This is a genomic window from Pseudomonas sp. FP2196, from assembly GCF_030687715.1.
Lineage (GTDB): Bacteria > Pseudomonadota > Gammaproteobacteria > Pseudomonadales > Pseudomonadaceae > Aquipseudomonas.
The window spans coordinates 2204347-2217836 of the sequence record NZ_CP117445.1 but is presented as its reverse complement, the minus strand read 5'-3'; the positions used below and the strand labels follow the sequence as shown (position 1 = coordinate 2217836).

The following is a 13490-nucleotide window of genomic DNA, read 5'->3' as shown; positions in this document are numbered from 1 at the left end:
CAGATACAAAACCGGCCCCTCAGGGCCGGTAGAAACTCAGTTGTTGTACAGATCGATGATCGCACTGACCGCCTGGGTCTTGACCTTCGAGGCATCGTTGCGTGCCTGTTCGATCTTGTCCAGATAAGCCTCGTCGACGTCGCCGGTGACGTACTTGCCGTCGAACACCGCGCAATCGAAGTTCTCGATCTTGATCTTGCCGCCGCCGACCGCTTCGATCAAGTCAGGCAAGTCCTGATAGATCAGCCAGTCTGCGCCGATCAGATCAGCCACGTCCTGAGTCGAACGGTTGTGGGCGATCAGCTCGTGAGCGCTCGGCATGTCGATGCCGTAGACGTTCGGGAAGCGTACTGCTGGAGCAGCCGAGCAGAAGTAGACGTTTTTCGCGCCGGCTTCACGGGCCATCTGAATGATCTGCTTGCAGGTGGTGCCGCGCACGATCGAGTCGTCGACCAGCATCACGTTTTTGCCGCGGAATTCCAGTTCGATGGCGTTGAGCTTCTGGCGAACCGACTTCTTGCGGGCAGCCTGGCCCGGCATGATGAAGGTACGGCCGATGTAACGGTTCTTGACGAAACCTTCGCGGAATTTCACGCCCAGGTGATTGGCCAGCTCCAGCGCTGCAGTGCGGCTGGTGTCCGGAATCGGGATGACCACGTCGATGTCGTGCTCCGGACGCTCGCGAAGGATCTTCTCGGCAAGTTTCTCACCCATGCGCAGACGAGCCTTGTACACCGACACACCGTCGATGATCGAGTCAGGACGCGCCAGATAGACGTGTTCGAAGATGCACGGAGTCAGGGACGGGTTGGTCGCGCACTGACGGGTGTGCAGCTTGCCGTCTTCAGTGATGTAGACCGCTTCGCCCGGCGCCAGGTCGCGAATCAGAGTAAAACCGAGCACGTCCAGCGAAACACTTTCCGAGGCGATCATGTACTCGACGCCTTCGTCGGTGTGACGCTGGCCGAAGACGATCGGGCGAATGCCGTGCGGATCGCGGAAACCGACGATGCCGTAACCGGTGATCATCGCTACTACCGCGTAACCGCCGACGCAACGGTTGTGCACGTCGGTCACAGCGGCAAACACGTCTTCTTCGGTCGGTTGCAGCTTGCCGCGCTGGGCCAGCTCGTGAGCGAACACGTTGAGCAGCACTTCCGAGTCGGAACTGGTGTTGACGTGACGCAGATCGGATTCGTAGATTTCTTTGGCCAACTGCTCAACGTTGGTCAGGTTACCGTTATGCGCCAGAGTGATGCCGTAAGGCGAGTTGACGTAAAACGGCTGTGCTTCGGCTGAAGTCGAGCTGCCCGCTGTCGGGTAGCGGACGTGGCCGATACCCATATGGCCGACCAGGCGCTGCATGTGACGCTGATGAAACACGTCACGCACCAGGCCATTGTCCTTGCGCAAGAACAACCGGCCATCATGGCTGGTCACGATACCGGCAGCGTCCTGGCCGCGGTGCTGGAGCACGGTTAGCGCGTCATACAGCGCCTGATTGACGTTCGACTTACCGACGATACCGACGATGCCACACATGCGACGCAACCCCTACTTAATGGATCTGAACTGAACAACACTCACTGTGGCGTTTTCGCCGACGGCAAGAGTTGCTCCTTGAACGGAATATCAGCGGGTACGCTGATTCCGCTGGCAAGCCACTGACTGCTCCACCCGAGAATCAGGTTTTTGGACCAGTCAGCGACCAATAGAAACTTTGGCACGAGCTGTGATTCTTTCCACCACCCGTCCTGCTGTACCGGCCCCAGGCTCAACAGCCCGACTGCCACGACCACCAGCAACACGCCACGCGCAGCGCCGAAGGCCATGCCCAGGAATCGGTCGGTCCCGGACAACCCGGTGACGCGAACCAACTCGCCGATAAGATAATTGATCATTGCGCCCACGATCAGTGTGGCGACAAACATGATGGCGCAGCCCGCGATCACGCGAGCCGATGGGGTTTCGATGTATCCGGCGAGGTACTCGGACAATGAGCCACCGAACATCCAGGCGACGACTCCTGCGATGATCCAGGTCACCAGCGATAATGCTTCCTTGACGAAGCCGCGGCTCAAACTGATCAAAGCGGAGATGGCGATGATTGCAACGATCGCCCAGTCAACCCAGGTAAATGGCACAGTGCAGCCTACAGACGGATAAGGCGGCGCATTTTAGCAGAGCCCATGGCTGTCGGTAAGCTGCGATTTTCAGTGCATTTCAATCGAATCGATAGATCTTAGCCACGCTCGGGCTGGAAACGCACGACAAAGCCCTTGAGGTTCTGCTGACGGCTCAACAGATCGCGCAGACGATCGGCCTCGGCACGCTCGATCAGCGGACCGACAAACACCCGATTCTTGCCATCGGCAGAACGGATGTAGGCGTTATAACCCTGGCTGCGCAGGTTTTTTTGCAAGCTTTCGGCGCTGGCGCGACTCGACAGGCTCGCCAGTTGAACCGACCAACTGACCGACAGGCCATTGGCATCGACACGGCTTTGCGTGGTGTCAGGCTTGGTCGACGCAGCAGCGATAGGCTGAGCAGGCGCCGGAATCGGCTTGGCCACCGCAGGCGGCGCAGTCGGTTTGACGATTGCTATGGGAGCTGTCGGCGCCGAGGCAGGCGCGATCGGTGCAGCAGGTGCAGTGTCTTCTGCGACTTCTTCATCCGTTGGCACAGGCTCTTGCGGCAAGGCTTGCGGCTCAGGCACGGCAACCGGCTCAACTTGCACTTGCGGTAAAGCGGGCGCTTGTGGAGCCGCCGGCGCCTCGACAGTCACTTGCCGTTGCTCGTCCTGACGGGAAAACAGCATCGGCAGGAAGATCACCGCCAGCGCTACCAGCACCAGCGCGCCAACCATGCGCTGCTTGTACGCTTTATCCAGCAAAGCCATTTGCCGCTTCCTCCGTGGAGCGCCGGGCCAGCCATTCAAGGGCCTCGGCGACACAATAAAATGATCCGAACAACAGAATCTCGTCGTCGCGGGTTGCGACTGCGCACTGCCCTTCCAGAGCGGCGGCAACACTGTCGTAAGACGTGACCGACGCGCCAAGGTTCTGCAAGGCTGCGTGCAATTCTGCTACCGGACGCGCGCGGGGCGAATCCAGCGGCGCCACGGCCCAGTGCTGGACACTAGCATTCAATTCACTGACAACACCATCCAGATCCTTGTCCGCCAGCAAGCCGAACACTGCCAGGCGCTTGCCGACCGGTGGTCGCGAGGCCAGACGACGGGCCAGATACTCGGCCGCGTGCGGGTTATGACCCACATCCAGTAACAGATTCAGGCGCTTGCCATTCCATTCGAACGAACGACGATCCAGCCGACCGACCACGCGAGTCGACTGCAAGGCGGCCACGATTTGCCGGGCATTCCATGGCAAACCGAGCAGCAGATAAGCCTGCAACGCCAGCGCGGCGTTTTCCATCGGCAGATCGAGCAGCGGCAAATCGTGCAATTCGACAACCTGGCCCTGCGCATCGGTGCCGCGCCACTGCCAGTTCTGGTCAGTGATGCCAAGGTCGAAATCGCGCCCACGCAAAAAGAACGGGCATGCCAGTTCGCGCGCCTTATCGAGCAACGGTTGTGGAGGATTCAGGTCGCCACAAAGGGCTGGCTTGCCCTGACGAAAAATGCCGGCCTTCTCAAAGGCCACGGATTCACGAGTATCGCCCAGATAATCGGCGTGATCGACGCCAATGCTGGTGACCAGCGCGATATCGGCGCCTACCACGTTGACCGTGTCCAGACGCCCGCCCAGACCGACTTCCAGCACCACCGCATCGAGCCCGGCCTGTTGAAACAGCCAGAACGCCGCCAGGGTGCCCATTTCGAAGTAAGTCAGGGAAGTTTCGCCGCGTCCGGCTTCGACCGCCGCAAAAGCTTCGCACAGCTGTGCGTCAGTGGCTTCGACGCCATTGAGCTGCACCCGCTCGTTGTACCGCAGCAGGTGCGGAGAATTGTAGACACCAACGCTCAGGCCCTGCGCCCGCAGCAACGAAGCCATGAATGCGCAGGTCGACCCCTTGCCGTTGGTGCCGGTGACCGTAATCACCCGAGGCGCCGGCTGGCCCAGCCCCATGCGGGACGCTACCTGTTGCGAACGCTCCAGGCCCATGTCGATGGCCGACGGATGCAACTGCTCAAGGTAGGCGAGCCACTCGCCAAGGGTGCGCTCGGTCATAGGCCAGCAGGTACCGGTGGAACCACGATCGGCTCGATTGGCGCGGCGACGAATTTTGGCGTCGGCTTGCCGGTCATTTGGGCCAGCAGGTTACCCAGACGCGGGCGAAGTTCCTGACGGTGGATGATCATGTCGATCGCACCGTGCTCCAGCAGGAATTCACTGCGCTGGAAGCCTTCCGGGAGTTTTTCACGCACGGTCTGCTCGATTACACGCGGACCGGCGAAACCGATCAGCGCCTTAGGTTCGCCGACGATCACGTCGCCGAGCATCGCCAGACTGGCGGAAACACCGCCGTAGACCGGGTCAGTCAGCACGGAGATGAACGGAATGCCTTCTTCACGCAGACGCGCCAGCACGGCCGAAGTCTTGGCCATTTGCATCAGCGAGATCAGGGCTTCCTGCATGCGCGCGCCACCGGAGGCGGCGAAGCAAATCATCGGGCAACGATTTTCCAGTGCGTAGTTGGCGGCGCGTACGAAACGCTCACCAACGATGGCGCCCATGGAGCCGCCCATGAAGCTGAATTCAAACGCCGAAACCACCACAGGCATGCCCAGCAGGGTCCCGCTTACGGAGATCAGTGCGTCTTTTTCACCCGTCTGCTTCTGCGCAGCGGTCAGGCGATCCTTGTACTTCTTGCCGTCGCGGAATTTCAGACGGTCAACCGGCTCCAGATCGGCGCCCAGTTCGTTGCGACCTTCGGCATCGAGGAAGATGTCGATACGCGCACGTGCGCCGATGCGCATGTGGTGGTTGCACTTGGGGCAAACGTCCAGGGTCTTTTCCAGCTCCGGACGATACAGCACAGCCTCGCAGGACGGGCATTTGTGCCACAGACCTTCAGGCACCGAGCTCTTCTTGACCTCCGAGCGCATGATCGAAGGGATCAGTTTGTCTACTAACCAGTTGCTCATGCTTTCTTTCTCCAGTACCGGCGGCCCGAACGCTCTGGTTCGCAGCCCCGCGTATGCCCTTCAGCTAAATTCATGTGTGTGGCGATGGTTGATGGACAGCCACGGTCAGCGCGAAACATGACCTGCGTGCAATCCGGAAACCCTCAGCCTCGCCTGCTTTATGCAGGTGCATTGATGGACGGCGGCAGTTCGCCAGCCGTCACATTCCTGTCCCGCGTACAGCGTTGATAAACGCGTGAATCTTTGCGTGATCCTTGATGCCCTTGCTCGCCTCTACGCCGCCGCTGACATCAACTGCATACGGACGAACCCGCGCCACCGCGTCTGCGACGTTCTCTGGAGTGAGCCCACCCGCCAGAATCAGCGGCTTGCTCAACGCCTGAGGAATCAATGACCAGTCGAACGCCTCGCCGGTTCCGCCGGGCACACCTTCAACGTAGGTATCAAGCAATACGCCGCTGGCACTCGGATAAGCGTTGCAGGCGGCAGCAATATCATCGCCAGCCTTGACTCGCAGCGCCTTGATGTACGGACGATGCCAGCCTTCGCACTCGTCAGCGGTCTCGTCGCCATGGAACTGCAACAGATCCAGCGGCACGGCATCGAGGATTTCCCCCAACTCGCAGCGGCTGGCATTGACGAACAGCCCTACCGTCGTCACAAACGGCGGCAGCGCTTGGATGATCGCCCGAGCCTGCTGCACGGTTACCGCGCGCGGGCTCCTGGCGTAAAACACGAATCCGATCGCATCCGCCCCCGCCTCAACGGCGGCCAGCGCATCTTCTATGCGGGTAATCCCGCAGATCTTGCTGCGAACGGCTGACATGTCGAGAAAAACTCCGAGGCAAATCCGGGAAAGTCCCGGATGGTAACAAAAGCGCTCGAGGGCGTCAGCCGTCAAGTTCCGAGAAACCCGTAAGGAAATGCGGCCCGATAAAACGCTCGGGCAACGGGAATTCGTCGTGGTACTCGACCTGCACCAGATACAACCCATATGGATGCGCCGTGACACCACCGGAGCGGCGTTCGCGGCTCTCCAGCACTTCCTTCATCCACTCAACTGGCCGCTCGCCAGCACCGATGGTCATCAGTACGCCGGCGATGTTGCGCACCATGTGGTGCAGGAACGCATTGGCGCGGATATCGAGCACGATCATCTTGCCGTGACGGGTCACGCGCAGGTGATGCATCTTCTTGATCGGTGATTTGGCCTGACATTGCCCTGCGCGAAAGGCGCTGAAATCATGAGTGCCAATCAGATACTGAGCGGCCTCGGCCATGCGCTCGACATCCAGCGGGCGGTGATTCCAGGTGATTTCTTCGTTCAGATGCGCCGGACGAATCTGGTCGTTGTAGATCACGTAGCGATAACGCCGGGCGATGGCTTTGAACCGCGCATGAAAATGCGCCGGCATGACCCGCGCCCAACTGACGCTGATGTCGTGGGGCAGGTTGATATTGGCGCCCATCACCCAGGCTTTCAGCGAACGATCGACCTGAGTGTCGAAATGCACCACTTGTCCGCAGGCGTGCACGCCTGCGTCGGTACGGCCGGCACACTGCAGGGAAACCGGCGCATTGGCGACTTTCGACAGGGCTTTCTCAAGTTCTTCCTGCACCGTCGCCACACCCGTTAATTGACGCTGCCAGCCGCTGTAGCGCGAGCCTTTGTATTCAACGCCAAGCGCGACGCGGTAAAAGCCGTCGGGGGCCATTTCGGCGACCGGGTTATCTATGTTTGCCAAGGTGGGACAGCCTGCTGTTTTTGCAAAGGCGGGCATTATAAGGCCGTAGGTCAGGGATGCCAGTGAGTTCTCGATTGACAGCGCCGACCTCATCGCGAGCAGGCTCACTCCTACAGGGAAATGCGTTCCAGATATAGGAGTGAGCCTGCTCGCGATAGCGATAGCCGGGACACCACAGAGTTCAACCCGAAAAAAAACGGCAGCCTCAATGGGCTGCCGTTTTGTTTACCGCTGAACTCAAGCCAGGTTCGAAAGCATTTCCTTGGCTTCGCCACGCTGCTTCTCATCACCTTCGGTCAACACTTCGTTGAGGATGTCCCGTGCTCCGTCGCTGTCACCCATATCGATGTAGGCCTGGGCCAGATCGAGCTTGGTGGCGGCTTCATCGGTGCCGGCAAGGAAGTCGAAATCATCTTCGCCCAGATCGTCACCACCCAGCGCCGCATCGGCTTCGGTGAAGGTCGGTTCGGCGATGCTTTGCGACAGGCGATCCAGCTCGGCGTTGACATCGTCCAGTTCGGCAGCAAACGCATCAGGCTCGGCCGGATTGCTGTCCATTTCGTCAGCCAGCGACAGATCGAAATCGGCTGGCAGCTCCAGATCATCCTGCGGCACGTCGGCAACGACCGGCGCCTCGACCGGCGGCAGATCCTTCACGCCCTCATCCAGTTCCAACAGGAAGTCGTCATCGTCCAACGCGACTGGCGCAGGTTCAGCACCCAGGTCCATATCCAGGTCGAAATCCGACAGATCGTCCAGATTTTCCTTGATGTCGGTTTGCTGTTGCAGCACCGATTCGAAGCTCAAATCGTCATCCGAAGGGAATTCATCCAGCTCGACCGGAGCCTCTGGCTCAACCACTGGCGCAGGCTCAACCGGGGTGATGTTGTCGAGATCGTCCAGGCTCAGGTCAAAAGCGCTGTCGAGATCATCTTCAACAGGAGTCGGTTCTGGCGCTTGCGGCTCATCCAGCAGCAAATCCTTGACGTACTGCGCATCGAGTTCGGCAGCAATAGCCGCTGCCGCCAGACCGCCGGCGACCGCTACGGCCATGGCCGGGAAGCGGCTTTTCAGTTCTTCGACCTTGGCGAAGTTGTCGCCGTTGGCCACCAGTTGACGCTCCTGAGCAACGAACGCATCACGATCACCTTGCTGACCGTACACCTCCATCAGCTTCAGACGCAGGTCGCTGCGCTGCGGCTCAAGGCTGACGCCCTCTTCCAGCAACGCGGCTGCCTGATTCAGGCGACCGGCATTGATGTGCGACTGCGCCTTGTCCAGCACATCGTCGGAGCGCTCGGCGGCCGGGGCAACCAATGGCGCGGCAATCGGTTCAGCCATGACAATCGGCGCGACTACTGCTGCCGGGATTGGAGATGGCGCAGGCGTTGGCGTGTTCAGTTTGACACTGGCGGCCGGTGTTTCCAGACCTTCAAAGCTGCTTTCCGGCAGATCCTGCTCAGCGGAGAACTCTTGCTCTTCAGCCAAAGCACGAGCCATCCGCACATGCTTCTCGGCTTCCTGCTGAGCTTTGCGGCGACGCGCCAAAAGCAACAACAGGAGCAGCAGAACCACAGCACCGCCACCGATCAGACCCAGCAGGATCGGATTGGTCAGCAGCTCGTTGAATGTCTTCTCGTCATCGACAACCGGTTTCGGCTCGACCACCGGAGTTTCAGCCGGTGTCTCAGCCGGCGGCGCAATAGCCGATTCCGGCGTAGGCGATGCCGCTGCCGCTTCTGCCGGCGTGGCTGGCGGAGTGGCGGCCAATTCGGCAGTGATCGCTGGAACCGGCGCTACGGCAGGGTTGGCGACTGGCGCGGCGCCCGACCCTTCGGCCTGCATCTTCGCCAGTTGATTGTTCTTCAGTTCGATCAGCTTTTGCAGCTTGTCCAGCTGACTTTGCAGATCGGACATGCGGCTTTTCAGTTCCTCGTTGTCACGACGGGTCGTGTCGAGGCTTTCCTGAGTCAGCGCGAGCTTGTTGCTCAGGGCCTTGGCATCGCCGGCCGGGCCGTTGCCGCGCGCCTTGGCGCTTTCGGCGGAGACCAGGCTCAGATTGTCCTGGGCATTGGGCGCAGCGCCCGCATTGCCGCGACCACGATTGGTCGCATCGAGTTGCTGCTGGCCAGTGCCAGGCTTGGCCACGTAACGACGCCCCTGACGCCAGGCTTCGTTTTGTGCAGCGACTTCAGCAATAGCTTTCGACTGTGGCAGCGAAGTACTTTGTACCGAGTCAGGCAGACGCAGCACCTGGCCGGTTTTCAATCGATTGATATTGCCGCCAATGAACGCATCCGGGTTCAGCGCTTGAATGGCCAGCATGGTCTGCTGCACCGAACCGCCGGTGCGCGCCTTCGCGGCGATTTCCCACAGGGTATCGCGCGGCGTGGTGGTGTATTGATTCGAGTGCGTGGCGCCAGTAGTCGGCGCAGTGACAGTTTGCGACGGTGCTGGCTGAGCGGCAGCATCTGCGGTCTGTGGCGAGAACTTCGACGGATCCAGCAGCACGCTGTAATCGCGCAGCAGACGGCCGTTCGGCCACATCACCTGGACGAGGAATTTCACCATCGGTTCTGACAGTGGCTTGCTCGAGGTCACGCGCAACACGCTCTTGCCGCTGGCGTTGAGCACCGGGGTAAACGTCAGATCGTTAAGGAAGGCCTGGCGATCAACGCCGGCCTTGGCGAAATCTTCCGGCGAGGCCAGGCTCGGCACCACTTCGGCAGCGGTGAGATCCTTGACGTCGAGCAACTCGATCTCGGCCACCAGCGGCTGGTTCAGGGTCGACTTCAGGGTCAGCTCCCCGAGCCCGAGGGCATGCGCCATACCGGAGGACAGCGCCGAGGCGGCCGCTATTGCTAACACCAGTTTGCGAACTTGAACCATAACCTCATCCTTTGTTTGAACGTTCCTCGGCCAGCGAGAAGATGTTGATTGCCGCTGCCGTAAGGCATTGCGCGCGACGACGACAGGTGTCGCGCGCGATCATTTCTTTGATGCCCCGGAAAGTCCCGGAGGGTGACACGTCGTCGAACACTTCGGCCAAGCATAGCGCTCGGCTAGAATCAGTCGACAAATTGTTGCCAAGTATCTTTTACAGCAGGTCTTTTATCAACAATTCAGCCACCTGCACAGCATTGAGGGCGGCGCCTTTGCGTACGTTATCTGACGTCAGCCACAGATTTAGTTCCGCCGGGTCATCGACACCGCTGCGCACGCGCCCGACATAGACAACGTCCTGCCCGACCGCATCACCGACTGCGGTCGGGTAATCACCCGCTTCGACCAGTTCGATACCCGACGCATCTTCGAGCGCGGCATTGACCTTTTCCAGGTCGACGGGCTTCGCTGACTGCAAGGTCACGCTAAAGCTATCGCCAAAAAACACCGGGGCTTGAACGCAAGTTGCGGAAATCTTTAATAAAGGCTGCGCCAGCACCTGACGCAACTCGCGCACCAGGCGTTTTTCCAGCAGCGTATGGCCTTGTGCGTCTGGGGTGCCGACCTGCGCCAGCAGGTTGAAAGCCATTTGACGGTCGAAGAACGTTGGCTCCAGCGGGCGCATGTTCAGCAGCTCGGCGGTCTGTCTCGCCAGCTCGGTCACGGCTTCGCGACCTTGGGCGGAAACGGCCAGATTGGCAGTGACATTGACGTATTGCAGGTCGATCAGCTCAAGCAACGGCGCCAGCACCACGGCGAGCGTGGTGGCCGACGGGCTCGGGCTGCTGACCTGGAACGGAACCTTCAGACCGGCAAGTACATCGGCGTTGGCTTCCGGCACCACTTGCGGCGCCTGATCGGCCGGCAAGGCGCCGGACAGATCGATCAGCGAGCAACCGGCAGCATGGGCGCGAGCGGCGTAACTCAGCGAGACGGCAGCGCCGGCGGCGAAAAAAACCAGTTTGACCTTGCTGAAATCGAACTCGTCGACTTCACGCACGCGCACGTTTTTGTTACGGAACAGCACCGAACTGCCAGCGGACTCGCTGCTGGCCAGCAGGTGCAGGTTGCCGACCGGGAAGTCGCGTTCTTCGAGAATTTGCACAAGGGTTTCGCCGACAGTACCGGTGGCGCCGATCACGGCAATATCTAGGGTCTGGGTCATGGTGCGGCCTCTGGCGAAACGGGGGGAGCGGCACTTTACCGGGTGACTGGCGCACAGGCAATTTCTGCCCAGCATGTGTGGTCGCTGTACCGGCCTCTTCGCGAGCAGGCTCGCTCCCACAGGGGAATGCATTTCAAAGTGGGAGCGAGCCTGCTCGCGAAGAGGCCGGTCCAGGCAATCGAGAAATCTGAAGCATAAAAAAACCCGCACCTCTCACAAGGCGCGGGTTCTTTCATTGCTTCAAACGATCAACGCTCGAGCAAAATCCGCAGCATGCGACGCAGCGGTTCGGCCGCGCCCCACAGCAGTTGGTCGCCGACGGTGAAAGCACCGACGAACTGCGAACCCATGTTCAGCTTGCGCAAACGGCCGACCGGAACATTCAGAGTGCCGGTGACCTTGGTCGGGCTCAGCTCCTGCATGCTGATCTCGCGCTGGTTCGGCACCAGTTTGACCCAAGGGTTGTGCTGGCTGATCAGCCCTTCGATGTCGGCGATCGGTACGTCTTTGTTCAGCTTGATGGTCAGCGCCTGGCTGTGGCAACGCATGGCGCCGATGCGCACGCAGATGCCGTCGACCGGGATCGGACTCTTGAAGCGACCCAGAATCTTGTTGGTCTCGGCCTGGGCCTTCCACTCTTCGCGGCTCTGGCCGTTCGGCAATTCCTTGTCGATCCAAGGGATCAGGCTGCCGGCCAGCGGCACGCCGAAGTTCTCGGTCGGGTACGCTTCGCTGCGCATGGCTTCAGCCACGCGACGGTCGATGTCGAGGATCGCGCTGGCCGGATCGGCCAGTTGATCGGCAACAGCGGCGTGAGTCGCGCCCATCTGCTTGATCAGTTCACGCATGTTCTGCGCGCCGGCACCGGACGCCGCCTGATAGGTCATGGCGCTCATCCACTCGACCAGACCGGCCTCGAACAGACCGCCCAGGCCCATCAGCATCAGGCTGACGGTGCAGTTGCCGCCGATATAGTTCTTGGTGCCCGCATCCAGTTGCTGGTCGATGACCTTGCGGTTGACCGGATCGAGAATGATGACCGCGTCATCGTTCATGCGCAGGCTGGAAGCCGCGTCGATCCAGTAACCCTGCCAGCCGGCCTCACGCAGCTTCGGGAACACTTCGCTGGTGTAGTCGCCGCCCTGGCACGTCAGGATCACGTCGAGGGTCTTCAGCTCTTCAATGCTGTAAGCGTCCTTGAGCGGAGCAATGTCCTTGCCCACGGACGGGCCTTGGCCACCGACATTGGAAGTGGTGAAAAACACCGGCTCGATAAGATCGAAATCCTGCTCTTCCAGCATCCGCTGCATGAGCACGGAACCGACCATGCCGCGCCAACCGATCAGACCTACACGTTTCATCGCAACTACACCTTCTTGAAAAGTGGGCCGCTGCTTTGTATTGAATTTCGCAGCGGGCCCGAGAGATTACAGATTCCGCAGCGCGGCGACTACTGCGTCGCCCATTTCCTGCGTACCGACTTTGGTACAACCGGCCGAATAGATGTCGCCAGTGCGCAACCCTTGATCGAGCACAACGCTGACGGCTTTTTCAATGGCATCGGCCGCATCGTGCAGATTGAAGCTGTAACGCAGCATCATCGACACCGACAGAATGGTCGCCAACGGGTTGGCAATGCCTTTACCGGCGATGTCCGGAGCGGAACCGTGGCAAGGCTCGTACATGCCCTTGTTATTGGAGTCCAGCGAGGCCGACGGCAGCATGCCGATGGAGCCGGTGAGCATCGACGCTTCGTCGGACAGGATATCGCCGAACAGGTTGTCGGTGACGATCACGTCGAACTGCTTCGGTGCGCGCACCAGCTGCATGGCGGCGTTGTCGACGTACATGTGGCTCAGTTCGACTTCCGGGTAATCCTTGGCCACCTGCTCGACCACTTCACGCCACAGTTGGCTGGACGCCAGTACGTTGGCCTTGTCCACCGAGCAGAGCTTCTTGCCACGGACCATGGCCATGTCGAAACCGACACGGGCGATACGGCGGATTTCGCTTTCGCTGTAAGGCAGAGTGTCGTAGGCCTGACGCTCACCGTTTTCCAGCTCACGGGTGCCGCGTGGCGCGCCGAAGTAGATGCCGCCGGTCAGCTCACGGACGATCAGGATGTCCAGGCCGGCAACGATTTCCGGCTTCAGGCTGGAAGCATCGGCCAGTTGCGGATAGAGAATCGCCGGACGCAGGTTGCCGAACAGGCCCAATTGCGCACGGATTTTCAGCAGACCGCGTTCAGGACGGATATCGCGCTCGATGGTGTCCCATTTCGGGCCACCCACGGCGCCCAGCAGCACGGCATCGGCAGCGCGGGCACGGTCGAGGGTTTCGTCAGCCAGCGGCACGCCGTGCTTGTCGATGGCCGCGCCACCGATCACGTCATGGCTCAGTTCGAAACCCAAGCTGTATTTGTCGTTGGCCAGCTCCAGCACCTTGACCGCTTCGGCCATGATTTCCGGACCAATACCGTCACCTGGGAGAATCAGAATCTGCTTGCTCATGCTTTCCTCGTGTCTTCAAT

At 60.3% G+C, this 13490-nt stretch carries 12 protein-coding genes; all 12 read right to left on the bottom strand.

All coding sequences use genetic code 11. From position 1 onward, the window contains the following. Positions 1 to 36: 36 nt before the first annotated feature. A complete protein-coding gene (gene purF / locus PSH79_RS09890) occupies positions 37 to 1542 on the bottom strand; it encodes an amidophosphoribosyltransferase (protein ID WP_086793216.1) in 1506 nt (501 codons plus the stop codon). Between the two features lie 41 nt (positions 1543 to 1583). Continuing rightward, positions 1584 to 2144, bottom strand: a complete 561-nt coding sequence (locus PSH79_RS09885) for a CvpA family protein (protein ID WP_007913461.1) — start codon at positions 2142 to 2144, stop codon at positions 1584 to 1586. Between the two features lie 98 nt (positions 2145 to 2242). Then, a complete protein-coding gene (locus PSH79_RS09880; RefSeq protein WP_305442392.1) occupies positions 2243 to 2899 on the bottom strand; it encodes an SPOR domain-containing protein in 657 nt (218 codons plus the stop codon). After that, positions 2883 to 4190 carry a bifunctional tetrahydrofolate synthase/dihydrofolate synthase gene (gene folC / locus PSH79_RS09875; RefSeq protein ID WP_305442391.1) on the bottom strand — a complete coding sequence of 436 codons (1308 nt, stop codon included), beginning with the start codon at positions 4188 to 4190 and terminating at the stop codon, positions 2883 to 2885. The genes PSH79_RS09880 and folC overlap by 17 nt, the downstream gene beginning before the upstream one ends. Then, positions 4187 to 5107 carry an acetyl-CoA carboxylase, carboxyltransferase subunit beta gene (gene accD / locus PSH79_RS09870; RefSeq protein WP_016984535.1) on the bottom strand — a complete coding sequence of 307 codons (921 nt, stop codon included), beginning with the start codon at positions 5105 to 5107 and terminating at the stop codon, positions 4187 to 4189. The genes folC and accD overlap by 4 nt, the downstream gene beginning before the upstream one ends. A gap of 199 nt (positions 5108 to 5306) precedes the next feature. Next, complete coding sequence (locus PSH79_RS09865; protein ID WP_305442390.1) at positions 5307 to 5933, bottom strand: phosphoribosylanthranilate isomerase; 627 nt, start codon at positions 5931 to 5933, stop codon at positions 5307 to 5309. A 64-nt stretch (positions 5934 to 5997) separates the two neighbouring features. Beyond that, complete coding sequence (gene truA, locus PSH79_RS09860; protein ID WP_305443907.1) at positions 5998 to 6822, bottom strand: tRNA pseudouridine(38-40) synthase TruA; 825 nt, start codon at positions 6820 to 6822, stop codon at positions 5998 to 6000. Between the two features lie 267 nt (positions 6823 to 7089). Then, entirely contained in the window at positions 7090 to 9741 is a 2652-nt protein-coding gene (locus PSH79_RS09855; RefSeq protein ID WP_305442389.1) for a FimV/HubP family polar landmark protein, read from the bottom strand. A gap of 4 nt (positions 9742 to 9745) precedes the next feature. Continuing rightward, positions 9746 to 9901, bottom strand: a complete 156-nt coding sequence (locus PSH79_RS09850) for a hypothetical protein (RefSeq protein ID WP_305442388.1) — start codon at positions 9899 to 9901, stop codon at positions 9746 to 9748. 48 nt (positions 9902 to 9949) lie between these two features. Next, complete coding sequence (locus PSH79_RS09845; protein WP_305442387.1) at positions 9950 to 10960, bottom strand: aspartate-semialdehyde dehydrogenase; 1011 nt, start codon at positions 10958 to 10960, stop codon at positions 9950 to 9952. Between the two features lie 248 nt (positions 10961 to 11208). Next, positions 11209 to 12321: an aspartate-semialdehyde dehydrogenase gene (gene asd / locus PSH79_RS09840; RefSeq protein ID WP_187676935.1), complete on the bottom strand. Its 1113-nt coding sequence runs from the start codon at positions 12319 to 12321 to the stop codon at positions 11209 to 11211. A gap of 66 nt (positions 12322 to 12387) precedes the next feature. Beyond that, complete coding sequence (gene leuB / locus PSH79_RS09835; RefSeq protein ID WP_305442386.1) at positions 12388 to 13470, bottom strand: 3-isopropylmalate dehydrogenase; 1083 nt, start codon at positions 13468 to 13470, stop codon at positions 12388 to 12390. Between the last annotated feature and the right edge of the window lie 20 nt (positions 13471 to 13490).